Below are 17177 nucleotides of genomic sequence, written 5' to 3' on the forward strand. Positions count from 1 at the left end.
CCGGCTCATTCGCGCGGAATCCCATGCCGGTCCATGCGCCGGTACAGCGCCTGCCGGCTCAGCCCGAGCTCGGCGGCGGCCTGGGCGATGACGCCGTGGGCCCGCTGCAGCGCGGTGACGATGCGGGTGCGGTCGGGTTCCTCGGCGTTCTGCAGGGCGGGCCGGGCGGAACGCGGCAGGTTCAGATCGGCCGCCTCGATGCGCGCGCCCTGTGCCAGCAGGCTGGCGCGCTGGATCACGTTGCGCAGCTCGCGCACGTTACCCGGCCAGCTGTGCCGCTGCAGCGCCTGGCCGGCCTGGGCGGACAGCGGCTTGCCGGCGTCGCCGAGGAAGTGCCGGGCCAGCGGCAGGATATCCTCGCGGCGTTCGCCCAGCGCGGGCACGGCCAGTTCGACGGTGTTGAGGCGGTAGTACAGATCCTCGCGGAAGCTGCCGTCGCGGATCATCGCCGGCAGGTCGGCATTGGTGGCGCTGACCACGCGCACTTTGACCTGACGTTCGCGGTTGGAGCCCAGCCGCTCGAAGCGTCCGGTCTCCAGCACCCGCAGCAGTTTCATCTGGCCACTGGGCGAAAGGTTGCCGATCTCGTCCAGGAACAGGGTGCCGCCGTCGGCGGCCTCGAACTTGCCCTCGCGGGCCTTGTTGGCGCCGGTGTAGGCACCGGCCTCGGCACCGAACAGTTCGGCCTCGATCAGTTCGGCGGGAATGGCGCCGCAGTTCAGTGCCACGAACGGTCCTTTGCGGTTGGCCGAATTGGCCTGGATGATCTCGGCGATCTTTTCCTTGCCGGCGCCGTTGGGGCCGGTGATCAGCACCGGCAGGTCCGAGCGCGCCACCTGGCAGGCCAGCGAGATCACCCGCTCGCTGGCCGGATCGGCGAACACCACCCCGCGCAGGTCGTAGCGCTCGTGCAGGGCCTGCTGCTGGCGCAGCTCGCGGGCGCGGCGCCGTGCCAGCTCGCGGCGGGTCTCGGCCAGCTCCAGCAGGTTGTTGACCGTGGTCAGCAGGCGGCCGTCGTCCCACGGTTTGGCCAGATAGTCGGCGGCGCCGGCTTTGACCAGCTCCACCGCGCTGTCCAGATGGGTCCAGGCGGTGAGCAGGATCACCGGCAGGTCCGGATGCGCATCACGGATGGCACGGAACAGCGCCTGGCCTTCCTCGCCGGAGGTGGTGTCGGCGGTGAAATTCATGTCCTGCAGCACCAGGTCGAACTCCTGCTCGGCCAGCATCGCCAGTCCCTGTTCCGGCGCGCTGGCATGGCGGGTGTCGATGTCGTGCAGGGAGAACAGCACGTCCAGTGCGGTGGCCACGGCGGCGTTGTCGTCAATGATCAGGATCTGCGGCATCGGCTGTCTTGGAAGGCTGGGTTCGGGCGCATCCGCACATTACACGCTGCGGGTGGCGCTGGCAGGGGGGAGTCGGGCGGCCCGCCGCGCCGGTGCGGCCACCGCCAGCTGACCCAGCAGCACCAGCAACAGCGCGGCTATGGACAGGTAGACCAGCGGCAATCGGGGCAGCTCGTAGTGATGCATCAGCCACTGGTTGACCAGCAGCGCCAACACTCCGCCGGCGAACACCCCGGCGCTGGTCAGTAGCAGATTCTCGGCCAGGAACTGGCGCAGGATCTGGCCACGGCGGGCACCGAGCGCCCGGCGGATACCGATCTGGCGGGTGCGCTGCTGGATCCAGTAGCCGCTCAGGCTGGCGATGCCGATCACGGTGATGGCCGCCACTACCGCATTGACGGTGAGCAGCAGCCAGACCGCGGCACGACGCGAGCGCAGGCCGGCCTCGCGCAGTTGTTCGTAGTCGGCGACGAGCGGTTCAAACCCGGTGGCGATCTGCCCGGCGAAGGTGGCCTGCAACACGCCGGGCACGGCCTCGAGCACGGCCTCGCGCTGCCGGGCGTCGCTGCGGATGACGAAGCTGAGCAGCGGCAGGCCGCCAGGCCGGCGCGGCAGCAGCATCGCGTACTCGGCTTTGCCATCATCCAGCTCGGTCAGCTGGTAGCGCATCAGGTGCGCGACCACACCTACCACCACGTAGTGGCCGCTGCCATCGCCGCCCGTAAACGACTGGCCGACCGGGTTGTCGCTGCCGAACAGGCTGCGCGCCAGCGCCTGGGTGAGGATGACCGGCGTGGTGGTGCTGTCGTCGTTGCCCTCCAGTTGCAGGTCGCGGTATTCGTCGGCAAGGAAATCACGGCCGGCACTGAGCTGCAGGCCCAGGGTGTCGATGAGCTTTTCGCCGAGGAAGCCGCTGACCAGCAGGTTGGGGCTGTTGGCGGATTTGAGGTCGTAGACCATGGTCAGGGTCTGCCGCATGGGGGCACCCACCACCGCCGAGGCGCGCTCCACCCCCGGAATGCGGGCCAGCGCTTCGGCCCCGCCGCGGGCCTGTGCCGCACTCCAGTTGCCACCGCCGTTGACCAGCTGGTCGACGATGACCACTTCATCGCGGGCGATACCATCGTCGGTGAGCAGCGGGGCGGCCTGCTGCGCGAGCAGGAACAGGGTGTTGCACAGGATCGCGCAGGCCACCGCGATCTGCAGCACGATCAGCCAGGGCATCAGCGGGTGACGGCGCAACGGCGAAAACAGGGGATTCATGCGGTGCTCCCGTTCAAAGCGTTTTCACCTGCAGCGCAGGCTCCTGGCGCGCGGCACGCAGCGCCGGCAGCAGGCCCACCACCACGCCGGTGAGCAGTGCCAGCAGCAACAGCAGCGTGAACAGTGGGACGTCCAGACGGGCCAGCGGCGCGTAGGCGTCGCCCTGCTGGCGCATCAGCCACAACCCGGCCAGGGTGAGCGGCAGCGCCAGCAACCCGCCCAGCAGTCCGGCCAGGGTGGATTCGACCAGGCAGGTGGCGATGATCGCGCGACGCGGCGCGCCCAGCACGCGGCGCACACCGTATTCGCTGGAGCGGCGCAAGAAGCGTGCCGCCAGCAGGCCGGCGACGTTGACCAGACACAGCACCAGCAGGCCGATCGCCAGCCACAGGTTCAGGCGCACGTTGTCGGGGACCACGCGGTTGAGGTGCAGCCATTGCGGCATGGACTGCAGCCGCGTCAGCGGCGGTCGCGGGAAGATGCCGGCGGCATGCCGGTCGGCGGCGAATGCCTGCAGGCTTTGCGCGTAGCTGCGCAGCTGGCCGGCATCGGCCAGTGCGGCCCACAGTACCAGCCAGCGGCACTGGTCCACGTTGACCTGGTCGAAGCGGAAACCCCCGAAACCGGTGTCGTCGCAGATGCGTGTACTGCTGATCTCGATGCCCGACGCCAGCGCGGCTTCGGCCGGGGCGAAGACTTCATCGCCCTCGCCACGCCAACCGGCGTCGCTGGCGGGGAGGAAGTGCGGGCGTGGCCGCGGCGCCCAGCGCTCGCTGATGCCGATGACGCGGAAGTTGCGCTTGCCCAGACGCACCTCGGCACCGGTCCCGTCCTCGCGCCCGAGCAGGCGCTGGCTCAACGCGCGGCTGATCACCACCACCGGCGTGCGTGCCATCTCCTCTTCCGGCGTCCAGTAGCGGCCGTGGCGCAACGGCACTTCGAACACCGGCAGCATCGGCCCGAGCGCGAAGGCCGCCGAGACCTGCATGCGGGCACTGCCGTCGATGCTGGCCACCGTCACGGGTGCGGTGACCAGTGCCACCTGGCGGATGTCCGGGCGTAGCTGCTGCATTGCGCGTGCATCGGCCAGCTTCCACAGCGGCGGCACCAGCGAGCCATCGCCGTAGGTGTCGCTGTCGCCGCTTTTGGCCGTTTCACGCGAGTCGGCCCAGGCCAGGTGCAACGTGTGGCTGATGCCGGGCAGGGGATCGGCGCCCAACACCGAGAGCAGCGTCAGCATCGTCATCACCGAGGCCAGTCCCAGGGCAAGGGTGAGCACCACCAGCGTCATCGTCCGCGGATGCCGCAGGCAGCCGCGCAGGCCGGTCTCCAGCGTGTAGTTCATCTCGGGGCATCCCTGCGGTCGGCGCGGTGGGCATAGCTCAGCACCCGGGTGATCCGCCATTGCCCGTCATGCAGGCGCCAGAGGATGGTGAAGTCGGCCAGGCCGTCACAGCTGCGGCTCTGGCTGTCGCAGAAGCGGTGCTGGCCACGCGCCAGTGCGCCGAAGTCCCTGATCGCGAATACCTCCAGCGTGCCGGGGACGAGCTGCCGGGTGAAATGGCCGCAGGCGAATTTGCCGGTGTTGGCCAGCATCGCCGCGCGGGTCCAGGTCACCCCGCCGGTGTCGTGGTAGAACTCCACGGCCGGGTCGAAGTAGCTGGCGTGCCTGTCCAGCTGCGCCGGATCGGCGCAGCGGTTGAAGCTGTCAAACACCGCCCGGTCGAGCGCGGCGATGGTGTCGTGCAGCGCGGTGTCGCCGGCGTCGCTGGTCTGGGCCAGGGCACCGCCCGGCGCCAGCAACAGGCCCAGCAGCGCCCGCGTCATCACCGGCCGCAGGCGCGATGGCAGGAAGAAGGACGAGATCATGCGCTGCGTGTGGCCACGGCCGGCGGAATGGCCGCCGCCCGCCGCGCCGGGCCGAACACGGCGAACTGGCCCAGCAGCCACAACGTCAGCGCGCCGACCGGCAGGTACAGCAGCGGCAGCCGCGGCAACTCGTAGCGGCCCATCAGCCACTGGTTGAGCAGGTAGGCCAGCATCATGCCGATCACGATGCCGATGCTGGCCAGCAGAAAGTTCTCGGTCTGGAAGTAGCGCAGGATCTGCCCGCGGGTGGCGCCCAGCGCACGCCGGATGCCGATCTGTTTGGTGCGTTGCTGTACCCAGAAGCTGGCGAGGCCGATGATGCCCAGCGCGGTGACCAGCAACAGCAGGCCGCTGACGATCAGCAGCATGCCGATCATGTCGCGGTCGTTGGCGAAGTACTTGGCGCGTTTCTCCTCGACGGTCTGTTTGACCCATACCAGCCGGTTGGGGTCGTTCTTCTCCAGCGTGGCTAGCGCCTGCTTGAGCACTTCGTCGCGGCGCGCCGGATCGCTGGTGCGGAGGATGTAGCGGCCGCCGTTGGCGAAGTTGGTGCGGACCGGGAAGATCAGCGAATGGGTGCGGTTGTTGTCCTGCATGTTCGGGCGCAGCAGGGTCTGCACCACGCCGACCACGGTGACCGGGATGTTGGCCATGTACAGGGTCTTGCCGATCGCATCGCCGTCGGGGAAGAACTTCCGGGCCATGGCGTCGGTGAGGATCGCCGGTGCACGCAGCGCACTGAGATCCTCCATCTTCTGCATGACGTCCATGCTGATGTACTCGTCGTGGTTGAAGTCGCGGCCGGCCAGCAGCCTCACGCCGAGGGTGTCCAGCGCGTTCTCGCCGACCATGTACTGGGCACCATTGATCGACTGCGCGTCCGGTTCGGCGCTGATGGCCAGCGAGGTGTTCCAGGAGCCGTTCTGGAACGGCAGCTGGTTGACGATGGCCGCATTCTCCACGCCGGGGATGGCGCGCAGTGCGGCCAGGTCCTCGGCGGTGCGGGCGTCGCCGTCGACCTGCGTGCCGATACCGCTGAGGCCGATCTCGACCAGGCGGTCGTCATCGATGCCGCTGGCCAGCTGCATGGCGTCGATGCGCTGGGAGACGATGAACAGCGCGTTGCAGATGATCGCGCAGCTCAGCGCGATCTCCAGCACGATCAACGCCGCGGCGGTCTTGTGCCGGGTCAGCGTGGAGAGGATGGGACGTATATCCATGAGGGTTCTCCGTGAAGCCTGGAGTAGGGAGGGAGCAAGCCGGGGGCGCGGAAGCGGGCGTCCGGTTACTGGCTTTTCAGTTGTAGCGCCGGCGCCACCTGCATCGCCCGCCAGGCGGGCAGGATGCCGGCCAGCATGCTGGCCAGCACCGCCAGGGCGAAGGTCATCAGCAGCATCGAGCCGTCCAGGTGGGCCAGCGACGCGTACTCGGCCGGCCGTTGCCGCACCGCCCACAAGCCGGCCAGCGCGAACACCAGCCCGAGCAGCCCACCGGCCAGGCCAATCGTGCCGGCCTCCACCAGGCACTGCTTGAAGATCTCCGCGCGGCTGGCACCCAGTGCCCGGCGCACGCCGATCTCCCCGCTGCGGCGCAGGAACTTGGCCAGCAGCAGGCCGACCGTATTGACCAGGCACACCAGCAGGAAGCCGAAGGCCAGCCACATCTGCAGGCGCACGTCGCCCGGCACCGCGTTGCGGTGCTCCATCAGTTCCATGACATTGCGCAGGCGGGTGTTGGCCGGGCGTTCGAAGCGGCCGCTGGCACGCTGCTGCTCGGAATAGTTGTCCAGATAGGCTTTGTAACCGGCCGCGTCCGCGGGTGAATCCAGTTCCACCCAGTACTGGATCCAGGCGCAGGGCACATTCAGCGCTTCATTGTCATTGATCGCCTCGCGACCGAAGCAGTTCATGTTGCCGCTGCGACCGAGCTTGAGTTCGCGGGAGGTGCTGAACGGGACGAACACCTCTTCGCCCGAATCGTACTTGCCCGAATACAGGTCGTAGAACTTCGGCGCCGGCGCCCATTGCTCCAGCACGCCGACGATGCGCAGGGCATTGCCCTCCACCAGCACGTCGTTGCCGACGCTGTTTGCGCCCTTGAACAGCTTGTCGTTGAGCGCCTTGCTGATCACCGCCACCCGGCCACGGCCCTGGTCGTCATCGCCGCTCCAGCCCTGTCCGAACTGGAAGGGCGTGTCGAACATCGGGAAGAAATCGGCCGAGGTGTAGCGCATGCTGACGCTGAACGGTTTGAGGGCGTCGATGCGTGGATCGACGATGCCGCCACCGCCGGTCATCATCGCCTGCCGTGGCGCCTTCCTCTGCCGCAGCAATTCCTCGGCATCGAAGCGGGTCAACTGCGATTCGGGTTCCTCACCGGGCAGGTAGCCTTCGCGCAGCGCCGGGTCCAGCTGCACGTAGAACAGCCGGTCGCTCTTGTGCGGGATCGGATCGCCGGAGAGCACCTTGAACACGGTCAGGGTGGTCATCGCCGCGCCGATCCCCAGCGCGATGGCCAGCACCATCAGCGCGGTCAGGATCCTGTTGCGGCCGAAGCTGCGCAGCGCGAGTTTGAAGTAGTAGCCGAACATGGCGGTGGCCTCAGCCTGCGATGGAAACGGGATGCGGACGGGCCAGCACCGGCTCGCGCAGCAGGTCGGTGGCCTGGCCGTCGACGATGTGCACGTTGCGCTGGGCGCGTGCGGCCAGTTCCGGATCATGGGTGACCATGACGATGGTGGTGCCCTGACTGTTGATCTCCTCCAGCAGCTCCATCACCCCGCGCGCCATCTGTGTGTCCAGGTTGCCGGTCGGTTCGTCGGCCAGCAGCAGGCGCGGGCTGCCGGCCAGGGCGCGGGCGATGGCGGCGCGTTGCTGCTGGCCGCCGGACAGCTCGGCCGGGTAGTGGCGCATGCGCGAGCCCAGGCCGACATCACCCAGCGCTTTCTCGATGCGCTGCTTGCGCTCGGCCGCGGGCATGCCGCGGTAGCGCAGTGGCACATCGACGTTGTCGAACAGGTTCAGATCGGGGATCAGGTTGAAGCCCTGGAAGATGAAACCGATCTTCTGGTTGCGCAGCCGCGAACGGGCGTCATCGCCGAGGTGGCTCACGTCCTGACCATCGAGCAGGTACTGGCCGGAGGTGAAGGTTTCCAGCAGCCCGGCGATGTTGAGGAAGGTGGTCTTGCCCGAGCCGGACGGGCCAGTGACCGCGACGAACTCGCCCTCGCGCACATGCAGGTCCAGCGAACGCAGTGCATGGGTTTCAACCTGTTCGGTGCGGAAGACCTTGGAGACGGATTGCATCTGGAGCATGGGAGGTTCCTGGGCTGAAAGGAGAAACGGAGGGTCAGTTGATGGAGACGCGCTCGTGGTCGCCGAACAGGTCGGCACCGGAGACGACGATTTTTTCGCCCGGCTGCAGACCCGAGACGATTTCCACTTCGCCCAGACTGCTGACACCGGTCTGGATCGGGCGACGGGTCGCGGTGCTGCCGGTCACGACGTAGGCGTAGCGCCCGCCGGACTGTTCGATGAAGGGGCCGCGCTCGACCTTGAGCACGTTCTTGCGGGTGTCCAGCAGGACCCGCGCGCTCATCCGCTGGCTCTGGCGCAGACCCGGCGGCTGCTGGTCGGAGAAGCGCAGGCGGGCGACCACTTCACCGTTGACCACTTCCGGGGAAACGGCCGCGATCTCGCCCGGGAACGGCTGCCCCGTGCCGCTGGTGAGCTGCGCCGGCATGCCGATCGCCAGATCGCGGGCGAAGCTTTCCGGCACCTTGATCTCGACTTCGAACTTGGACAGGTCCACCACGCCCAGCACCGGCGCGTTGGCGATGACCTGGGTGTGCTGGGTGGCCTGGACCTGGCCGACCTGGCCATCGAACGGCGCGCGCAGGGTCAGTGCATCGACCTGACGTTGCACTTCGTTCACCACCGCCTTCTGGCGTTCGGCCAGCAGACGCTTGTTGCGCGCGTCCAGATCCGCGCCCCGGCTCTGCAAGGTGGCATCGCTGCGTGCGTGCTGCAGGGTGATCTCGGCTTTCTTCAGGTCGTCCTGGGCCTTGGCCAGATTGACCTGCGGCACCGCGCCCCCATCGAAGCCGCGCTGGTAGCGCTCCAGGTCGCGAGCGGCGGCCTGTCGGTCGATGGCGGCCTGGTCGGTGACTTTGCTGGCGGTGGCACGGGCCAGGGTGGCATCGAGCGCCGCACGGCCGGCCTCGGCTTCCAGCCCGGCCAGGGTGGCCTGTTCCTGCGCCAGTTTGCTGCGCAGCTCCGGGCTGTCGATCACCGCCAGTTCCTGGCCCTGTTTGACCACGTCACCGGCCACCACCTTCAAGGTCACGGTGCCGGCGGAGATGGCGTACAGCACCGGGCTGTTGGCGGCGATCACCCGGCCGTCGGCGGCGATGTCGCGGACCAGGTCGCCGCGCCCCACCTCGGCCAGGCGCAGCCGGTCGCTGTCGAACGAGCGGCTGGCGCCCAGCCAGCTGCTGGCGACGTAGCCGATACCCGCCACTGCGACCAAGGTGGTGACAGCCGGCCACAGCCATCGCCGCCAGACGGGGCGCGGGGGCTGGGTGCTTACCTGGTCCTGGGCGGAGGTGTCACGGATCATCGGATACTTCACTGCATGGGTTGCTGTTGGTTAAGCAGATCGCGTGCCAATCACAATTCATTGAATTTGTTTGGAAATATCGGGTGTCGCTGGCTGTCCGGGTGTCCGCGGACACTGTCGCGGACACTGCCTGCGGGTCCATGGCTCGCCGTGTCCTGCGGCTGTCCGAATTGGCTGGCTTAGAATGTCCGTTCACTAACGCAAGTGGATCGACTATGTGCGGCATTGTTGGAGCGATCGCCGATCGCGATGTGGTTCCGGTACTGATTGAAGGACTCAAACGGCTGGAATATCGCGGTTACGACTCCTCCGGGATTGCCGTGCTGGATGCGGACCAGGTACGTCGCGTACGCCGCACCGGCCGCGTGGCGGAGATGGAAGCCGCGGCCGGTGCCGAGCACTTCCACGCCACGGTCGGCATCGGCCACACCCGCTGGGCCACCCACGGTGGCGTGACCGAATCCAACGCGCACCCGCACATCAGCCAAGGCGTGGCGCTGGTGCACAACGGCATCATCGAAAACCACGAAGCGCAACGCGAAAAGTTGATCGCGCTGGGCTATGTGTTCGAATCGCAGACCGACACCGAGGTCATCGCCCACCTGATCCACCATCATCTGCAGGCCGATCACGACGACCTGCTCGGCGCCCTGCAACGCACCGTCAAGGAGCTGACCGGCGCCTACGCGCTGGCGGTGATCAGTCGCAAGGAGCCGGACCGCATGGTGGTGGCCCGCATGGGCTGTCCGTTGCTGGTGGGTCTGGGCGAGGGCGAGAATTTCGTCGCCTCGGACGTGTCGGCGATCCTGCAGGCCACCCGCCGGGTGATGTTCCTGGAGGAGGGCGATACCGCCGAGCTGACCCGTCAGGGCGTGCGCGTGTTCGATGGCAACAACACCCTGGTGCAGCGCGAGCAGCGCCTGTCCGACGTGTCGCTGGCCTCGCTGGAACTGGGCCCGTACCGCCACTTCATGCAGAAGGAAATCCACGAGCAGCCGCGCGCGCTGGGCGACACCGTGGAAGCGGCGATCGATGCCGGTGGCTTCCCGGCCACCCTGTTCGGCGCCAATGCCGAAGCGGTGTTCAAGGACATCGACGGCGTGCAGATCCTGGCCTGTGGCACCAGTTATTACGCCGGGCTGACCGCGCGGTACTGGATCGAGGCCATCGCCGGGCTGCCATGCAGCGTGGAGATCGCCAGCGAGTACCGCTATCGCGCCGCCTATGCCAACCCCAGGCATCTGATCGTCACCATTTCGCAGTCCGGTGAGACGTTGGACACGATGGAGGCGCTCAAGTACGCCAAGTCGCTGGGCCACAGGCACACATTGTCGATCTGCAACGTGCCGGAGAGCGCCATCCCGCGTGCCAGCGAGCTGGTCTGCTACACCCGTGCCGGCGCCGAGATCGGTGTGGCCTCGACCAAGGCTTTCACCACGCAGCTGGCGGCGCTGTTCCAGCTGACGGTGGTGCTGGGCAAGCTGCACGGCAAGGTCGACGCCGCCCAGGAGGCCGATTACCTGGAACAACTGCGGCACCTGCCGGGCAGCGTGCAGCATGCCTTGAACCTGGAGCCGCAGATCGCCGCCTGGGCCGAACGTTTTGCCGGCAAGGCGAATGCGCTGTTCCTGGGCCGTGGCCTGCACTACCCGATCGCGCTGGAAGGCGCGCTCAAGCTCAAGGAAATCTCCTATATCCACGCCGAGGCCTATCCGGCCGGCGAGCTCAAGCACGGCCCGCTGGCGCTGGTGGATGCGGAGATGCCGGTGGTGGTGATCGCCCCCAACGACAGCCTGTTGGAGAAGGTGAAGTCCAACATGCAGGAAGTGCGCGCGCGCGGCGGCGAGCTGTTCGTGTTCACCGACCAGGACAGCAACTTCAACGCCTCCGAGGGCGTGCATGTGATCCGCACCCCGCGTCATGCCGGCGTGCTCAGTCCGATCGTGCACACCATTCCGGTGCAGATGCTGGCCTACCACACCGCCCTGGCCCGCGGCACCGACGTGGACAAGCCGCGCAACCTGGCCAAGAGCGTCACGGTGGAATAGTTTCCAACGGGGGTAGCCTGAGCTATACCGTAGTCGTGACTACCCCTCAGCTGTGGCAGCCCCGCCACACTGACGGGCACCGGGCACTGGCGGAGTTGGTCCTGCGGTTGCGGGACCAGTCGGGCTTGGAGTTCGCCCAGATCGCGGGTGAATTGAACTCGTCTGGTGAGCTTAGCCCTCGGGGCAAGCTGTTCTACCCGGAGCTTGTGTACTCTATCTACCGCAAGTGGACTTCCCGTGTGCTGCGGGAGCAACGAAACACGACGGTACATCTAAAGGAGGTCTCAATCCTTCCTGCCACCAAGTACTACATATGACTACCAAAAGGCGGCAACTTCGCCGTCCCTAGAAGGGAGTCATTGTATGGAGTACAGCATTGAATACGCAGGTTACCTAACCGCCACAGCGGCAGACCTGATCAAACAGGGTTCAGAGCGTGTAGTTGCCGATGCGTTCTCGTTCGCGGGTCAGTTCAGGAGCAGCGTGACCGTCGTTGCAAGCGACCTGGAATCAGCTCTTGCGAAAGTGCGAGAGAGTATTTCTGATGCAGAAGAATTCAAGATCGTAGGCTTCAAGGGGGTAACTACCTTTGAGCACATTTGGATCTCTCGCGCTCGTCAAAGGATCGGCAATGATTGGGTCGAAGTTTGGGAGAGCGACCGAGAAGAGGAGTCATGGATCCGCATTGGATAAGGCTGCATGGGGCGAAAGCACGCCGTAGTTCGCAGGTGACATAGCACGGACGAGTAGCAGAAGTAGTGTCTACATCACTTACTGAGCTTGATCCTGACGATGATGTACTTGGACACTGGGTCTTGAATGAAGCAGAAATCGCGGTCTTGCGTCATTCGCACCGCATCCAGTAGGCGTGCCTTCGAGATCGTGGTTCCTCCCGTGACGACTGCTCGGACGACTTCGGAGTTGTTCATCGTGCTTCCTCTCGACTTTGGTCAATGCCATGACCCTCGTGTAGTACAAGCGAACAACCGAACTCAATCAGTGATCGAAGGTACGTAGATGGATCTGTTCCGAGGCGGTTCGCGGATTCGACCAGCTTTAGGTCCAATTCGTCGGATACGCGGAAGTTCCTGATCTTGTTTTTCATGCTATTTCTCCGGTTCGCTGCGCGAGTACGCGCGTCTGCGCGTACTACGATATTTAGTCGTGCGGCTGATTCTGCTTGGTGATGTAGTTCGCCCACGCCGCTACATTCGTGACCGGCTCGATCAGATGGGCATTCACGCAGAAGTTTCGGTACTTGCCCGCCGTTGCATGGCTGTCGATCGCGCGCTTCAGTTTCGACCGCAGCGCGCCGTCCCGCCATAGCTTGTTGGCATGTGCTGCCTCGACGGCAATGAAGCCGTGATAGTGGTAATGACCAGTGGGCGAACGTTCCAGCACCCAGTCGTGGTCAATCTTGGCTCGTACTGGTAGGCAGGTTCGGACGCGATAGATGAAGTCTTGGTCCCAGTACTTCCGCATGATGTCGGAAGCCGCGTATCGGTCGTCCTGCACATAGGTCGACAGGGTTACCGCGAAGATGGCGGTGCCTTGGGTCTGGTATGCCTCGTATTTCTTCAGTAGCAGTGCTCGATTCATCGATGTTCCTTTTTTCAGACAAAACTTCTCTATAGGCAGCCAGGTTATGGCTACCTTGGTCGGGCAGTACGGGCTGACATCTCCAGTAGAAAGAAAGCCGCCGCCGGGCAAAGCGCGGGTTGGCGACCGGAAGCGTTGGGGATAGGGCAGCCGGGGCAGCCGGGGCAGCCGAAACGCTGGGTCTATAACTACTTAGGCGCCAGACGTACTACGCCGCTGGTCAGCCGACGAACGGTCGAAAACAGGTGTTCCACGGAAATGTTTCACGGAGCGCCCAGGTCTTGACATTGGGTTTTTTGGGACCCGCCCGGGACCAGGCTTGACATTGGCTTTTTTGGGCGCCGGTTGCCCCGAGGGATGGGCGTCACGGGAGCTGCGGACTCGGTATGAAATCAGGGTTCTATACTCAGTCCGCGTAAGGCATTGATGTGACAGGGGTTCTACGCGTCTCTGGCGCTTTACTTCACCTGTCCTGAGTATCAAACTAGGTCAACTCCCTAGTTTCATACTGAGTTAGCCATGGTTGGATCAGTCCGCCGCCACGCCCGAGACGTCAGTCCGAAGGACGTGCAAAGATTCTTGCGCTGGGTATCTGCCGAAGGTCGGCACAAGGAACGTAATCGGGTCATTGCCTGCCTAAGCTTCTTTGCCGGACTCCGCGCCGCCGAAATAGCTCACGCTCGGTGGCGAATGGTCCTAGATGCCGAGGGGAGGGTCGGTGAATCGCTCCGCCTGGAGAACGAGGCTGCAAAGAAGCTTAGTGGGCGGGTCATCCCCCTGAAGGCTGAAGTTCAGGATGCGCTGAACAGTTATCTCCAGTGCCTGTCTCCGCTACCGAGACGCGACGATTTCATACTTCGAAGCGAGCGCGGCGGCGCAATGCGTGCCCAGTCAATAGTGAACTGGTTTCGGGCTGTCTATGCCGACCTCGGCATCGCTGGTGCGAGTAGCCATAGCGGTCGCCGGCATTTCGTGACCATGGCTGCCAGGAGAATCAGTGAGGCTGGCGGGTCTCTTCGGGATGTCCAGGACTTGGCTGGACATCGCGCGCTTTCAACGACACAACTCTACATAGCCAAGAGCTCTGAAGCTCAACGCCGCGTAGTCGATCTTATCTAGGAATCAGCTTTCATGTCATCGTATTCGTCGTTGGTCAAGCACTTCAACAAGACTCTTGGTACCGAGTTTCAGCCATCTAGTCAGGTGGAGCAGGAAGCGCGGCGGTTTATTCAATTCGCAGCCTCAAGTGAGGCGCTTAGTTCAGCTGCGATGCGCCGCGCGTTAGTTGCCGACATCAACGCTAAGTTTCGCTTCAATGCAGCCGGCGTCAAAGCGTTCCTTGGCGTCTGCGCTAAGCAGAAGGTGGTGTTCAACTATCACGAGAAGAACGACATTGCTAAGGCGTTCGACTCATCCGACGCGGACCAGATATCCGAGCTTCTTCGGGTTAAGCGTGCGCTGGATGCTAAAAAGTGCTCGGAGCTAATGAGTGCTGTCGAATTCGTCGATGAGTCAAAGACGCTGCGTCTCCTGCACTCGGAGCTCACGTCTCCCACGTTGACGCGCAAGGATAGTAAGCCGCGTGATTGGTCACAAGAGATCCTTGAGGGGCTGTTCTGTGCATACATCTGTAGAGCTTTTGGCTCCAGGGTGCTGCACGCGTTCAACTCGGGTGTTGCGATATCGTCAGAGTATGAATCTGACTATTGGACCTATTTGAAGGGATTTGCACCGGAACTCCATTCCACTAAGCCGTCTTTCATTTTGGTCGATGCCTCGGCGTTTACTCAGCGCGAGCTCGTGCTTAAGCGTGTGGCTGAGGCGTACCAGCAATTGCCCAAATTTGGGTACGCCGCAATCTGGATCGACCCAAAGAAGTGCCAAGCACTCGGTAACGAATGGGACCTTTACACAGACATCGTCTTGTATGCAGAAAAACACTTGAAGCGGACACCGTCCAATTCGTTCTTTCGCAGCAACGAGATCGAGCGCGCAACCGCTGAGTACATTCCTTCGCTCGACGTTGGCGCAGCTGACTTTCGTGTTTGGAATGATGGCTTCTACTACCAAGACTGTTTCCTGGTGGGGGAGGTCAATACGCGACTGCTTGTCCTTCTTCAGAAGAGTGAAGCCGACGAGACGCCAGTCCCATGCCCTGGATGTCGAAGCACCAACGTGCAGGGGAATTCCTATTCGTCGCTCGGGGTGAAGAGCTGGGAATGCTGCAACATTCTTTGTCCTGACAAGAGCAAGTTTGGTCGTGGGAAGAGGTATTCCTTCGTACAGCTGCTCAAGCAGGCGGCTATCGAAGAGCCTGGCAATGACATACCTGCGGAGAGCGTAAAGAGATGGCTGAGAGACATTCAGCCCGAGCGCAGTGAGGCGGATGTTGTAGAGATGTTGGCTCGTCACTACACGCTAGCTGGAGACGCCTTGCTGGTTGACGGGTTTCCAGTTGAGGAGGGCGCCTTTCATGGGCGAAATATCGTCAAGACCATTCGCCAGGAGGTCCAGGTACCTAGTTCTGTGATCGAAGTGAAGGACTTTCCTTCGGCTTCGTTCTTCTCGCGGTACGACGTCAGTGATGGGCTCGGAGTGAGCGGACGGAATGGCGCGTCAGAAGTCACAGACGGGCTGCTTTCTGCGTTCCATGGGGAAGCCGGCGAGGTGCTTAGAGGGATTGCGGCAAGCTCGATCGACGGAGCGGTAACGTCACCCCCTTACTACAATGCCCGAGAGTATTCGCAGTGGGAGAACATCTACACCTATCTCTACGATATGCGACGGATCAATGAGCAGGTCTATCGCGTTCTGAAGCCCGGTGCCTACTACCTCTACAACATATTTGATTACTTCGATAACGAGAACAGCGTCGTCTTCTCCGCGATGGGCGAGAAGCGGCTAATCCTTGGCGCGTATACCGCGGACCTGTTTAGGCGAATCGGTTTCGACTTGGTCGGGAATGTTGCCTGGGACAAGGGTGACATCGAAGGGAAGCGCGGATTCAATGGCGGGAATTTTTCGCCGTACTACCAGGCGCCATTCAACTGCTGGGAACACATTCTTGTGTTCCGAAAGCCCGGTGCTCAGATCGATGAGATGCAGTTTCCCAGTGTCTTAAGGCAAGGCGCTGTGATCAAGATGGTGCGTGGCGAAAACACGCACGGGCATACCGCCCCCTATCCCGAAGCCATCCCAGCACTTCTCGCGGAGCGATTGCCGGCACTGTCAACGATCTTAGATCCGTTTGGCGGCAGCATGACGACTGGCGTTGCAGCGGCACGTCATGGGTGCCGCTCCATCTGCATCGAGCAGAACAGGGAGTACTTCGATCTGGGGCTTAGAAGGTTCCGCGGTCGTGTCGATCAGTTGGAGCTGGTTTAGTCAATTTCGTATCTGCCTTCTTTGGAGAGCCACACGGCGAATGCCCATGCCTCATCGAAGCGCACAGTCGCCATCGTCAAGCCGTGAGCTCGACACAAACGACTGAATGCTTCTTTTGTCCTCGGCTTCTCCGCGAGGAGAATCCACATCAGCACTGCCTGCGCAGGACCGAATGACAATCCACCCAAGACGTGTGAGGAGCGCTTGACGACATTGCACCGCTTGCAAAGGAGTTGCAGGTTGTCGAGGCGGTCCGCGTCCGTTTCAGGCAGACCTTCTTCTCGGTGCTCCTGCTTGGACTTGATGTGGTCCGCCTCTAGAAAGAGGCGCGTCCCGCAGACTGCGCACTTACCATCCTGTGCGTAGAACCACTCCATCACTGCGCGCATGGTCCCGCGGGGCGGGAAGTGTCGTTGGAAAGACGCATTCGACGCGATAGCCGTTCCAACTTGCGGGGGATTGAGCTCCCCGCAGATTGCGAGGGCGACTTCCTTCCAATCAACCATCCCGGTGTCAACAACTTCCTCGACAAAGCCTTTCCATTGCTCATCGGACCAGTCTGGAGACCGGAGTGCGGGCTTCAGCCCAGCTGAAAGGACGATCTGCAGCAGTCGGTTGCCCAGGGTGTGTCCCACGGCGTCGAAGATGACCGTGTAATCCGTCTCGGCTAGTTCGCCGACAGTGGTGATCTCGAGATTGTCCAGCTTGGACTTGCACTGAGCGCTGATGTCGAGGTCCTCGACTCGCGTTGCTGGCGTAATGACAGCTGACATGCTTCCCCCTTAAGTTCCTGGGGAAGCTAATCAGCTAGAAACGAGCAATGCAACCCTCGGCTGGGGTCAGCACGTCGACCGCGCGTCGAGGGGCTAACTAGATATGGTGCCGGTGATAGGACTCGAACCTACACGACAACGTTGCCAGTGGATTTTGAGTCCGCTTCACGGAAGATCGTGGTTGATGAGTTGCTTCCACGTAGGGTGAGTAGGAGTGTAAGTCGCGGATGTCGATTGGCGATGCGCAAAGCACGCTGTAGCGCACTTTACGGGATGTA

Annotated in this window: 15 protein-coding genes; 4 read left to right on the top strand and 11 right to left on the bottom strand. The window is 63.5% G+C overall.

From position 1 onward, the window contains the following. Positions 1 to 5: 5 nt before the first annotated feature. The 8 genes from ACVOMC_RS06055 to ACVOMC_RS06090 all read right to left on the bottom strand — a co-directional run bounded on the left by ACVOMC_RS06055 (position 6) and on the right by ACVOMC_RS06090 (position 9095). Positions 6 to 1346 carry a sigma-54-dependent transcriptional regulator gene (locus ACVOMC_RS06055; RefSeq protein WP_481523220.1) on the bottom strand — a complete coding sequence of 447 codons (1341 nt, stop codon included), beginning with the start codon at positions 1344 to 1346 and terminating at the stop codon, positions 6 to 8. Positions 1347 to 1385: 39 nt separating this feature from the next. After that, positions 1386 to 2609, bottom strand: coding sequence for an ABC transporter permease (locus ACVOMC_RS06060; protein ID WP_481523221.1), 1224 nt, complete (start codon positions 2607 to 2609; stop codon positions 1386 to 1388). 13 nt (positions 2610 to 2622) lie between these two features. Beyond that, complete coding sequence (locus ACVOMC_RS06065) at positions 2623 to 3954, bottom strand: ABC transporter permease (protein WP_481523222.1); 1332 nt, start codon at positions 3952 to 3954, stop codon at positions 2623 to 2625. Continuing rightward, complete coding sequence (locus ACVOMC_RS06070; RefSeq protein ID WP_481523223.1) at positions 3951 to 4478, bottom strand: nuclear transport factor 2 family protein; 528 nt, start codon at positions 4476 to 4478, stop codon at positions 3951 to 3953. The genes ACVOMC_RS06065 and ACVOMC_RS06070 overlap by 4 nt, the downstream gene beginning before the upstream one ends. After that, entirely contained in the window at positions 4475 to 5698 is a 1224-nt protein-coding gene (locus ACVOMC_RS06075; RefSeq protein WP_481523224.1) for an ABC transporter permease, read from the bottom strand. Before ACVOMC_RS06075 ends, ACVOMC_RS06070 begins: the two co-directional genes overlap by 4 nt. Before the next feature lie 65 nt (positions 5699 to 5763). Next, complete coding sequence (locus ACVOMC_RS06080) at positions 5764 to 7068, bottom strand: ABC transporter permease (protein ID WP_481523225.1); 1305 nt, start codon at positions 7066 to 7068, stop codon at positions 5764 to 5766. 10 nt (positions 7069 to 7078) lie between these two features. Then, entirely contained in the window at positions 7079 to 7792 is a 714-nt protein-coding gene (locus tag ACVOMC_RS06085; protein WP_057506350.1) for an ABC transporter ATP-binding protein, read from the bottom strand. A 34-nt stretch (positions 7793 to 7826) separates the two neighbouring features. Further along, positions 7827 to 9095 (bottom strand): efflux RND transporter periplasmic adaptor subunit, encoded by a 1269-nt coding sequence (locus ACVOMC_RS06090; RefSeq protein WP_481523226.1) that lies wholly within the window; start codon positions 9093 to 9095, stop codon positions 7827 to 7829. Positions 9096 to 9310: 215 nt separating this feature from the next. Here ACVOMC_RS06090 and glmS point away from each other — a divergent pair, with 215 nt between their 5' ends. Further along, positions 9311 to 11143 carry a glutamine--fructose-6-phosphate transaminase (isomerizing) gene (glmS, locus tag ACVOMC_RS06095; protein WP_481523227.1) on the top strand — a complete coding sequence of 611 codons (1833 nt, stop codon included), beginning with the start codon at positions 9311 to 9313 and terminating at the stop codon, positions 11141 to 11143. 363 nt (positions 11144 to 11506) lie between these two features. After that, positions 11507 to 11836: a hypothetical protein gene (locus ACVOMC_RS06100; RefSeq protein WP_481523228.1), complete on the top strand. Its 330-nt coding sequence runs from the start codon at positions 11507 to 11509 to the stop codon at positions 11834 to 11836. 74 nt (positions 11837 to 11910) lie between these two features. On the opposite strand, the gene ACVOMC_RS06105 is transcribed toward ACVOMC_RS06100, so the two are convergent. Both ACVOMC_RS06105 and ACVOMC_RS06110 read right to left on the bottom strand, forming a co-directional pair. Further along, entirely contained in the window at positions 11911 to 12072 is a 162-nt protein-coding gene (locus ACVOMC_RS06105) for a hypothetical protein (protein ID WP_481523229.1), read from the bottom strand. A gap of 229 nt (positions 12073 to 12301) precedes the next feature. Then, on the bottom strand, positions 12302 to 12742 hold the full coding sequence (locus ACVOMC_RS06110) for a hypothetical protein (protein ID WP_481523230.1): 441 nt from the start codon (positions 12740 to 12742) through the stop codon (positions 12302 to 12304). A gap of 519 nt (positions 12743 to 13261) precedes the next feature. On the opposite strand from ACVOMC_RS06110, the gene ACVOMC_RS06115 reads away from it, so the two are divergent. Then, positions 13262 to 13861: a tyrosine-type recombinase/integrase gene (locus ACVOMC_RS06115; RefSeq protein ID WP_481523231.1), complete on the top strand. Its 600-nt coding sequence runs from the start codon at positions 13262 to 13264 to the stop codon at positions 13859 to 13861. 12 nt (positions 13862 to 13873) lie between these two features. Beyond that, positions 13874 to 16126, top strand: coding sequence for a DNA-methyltransferase (locus ACVOMC_RS06120; RefSeq protein WP_481523232.1), 2253 nt, complete (start codon positions 13874 to 13876; stop codon positions 16124 to 16126). On the opposite strand, the gene ACVOMC_RS06125 is transcribed toward ACVOMC_RS06120, so the two are convergent. After that, positions 16123 to 16899 (bottom strand): HNH endonuclease, encoded by a 777-nt coding sequence (locus tag ACVOMC_RS06125; protein ID WP_481523233.1) that lies wholly within the window; start codon positions 16897 to 16899, stop codon positions 16123 to 16125. The two genes, ACVOMC_RS06120 and ACVOMC_RS06125, sit on opposite strands and share 4 nt — an antisense overlap. Positions 16900 to 17177: the final 278 nt, after the last annotated feature.

The sequence above is a fragment of the Stenotrophomonas sp. STEN014 genome, from assembly GCF_056760315.1.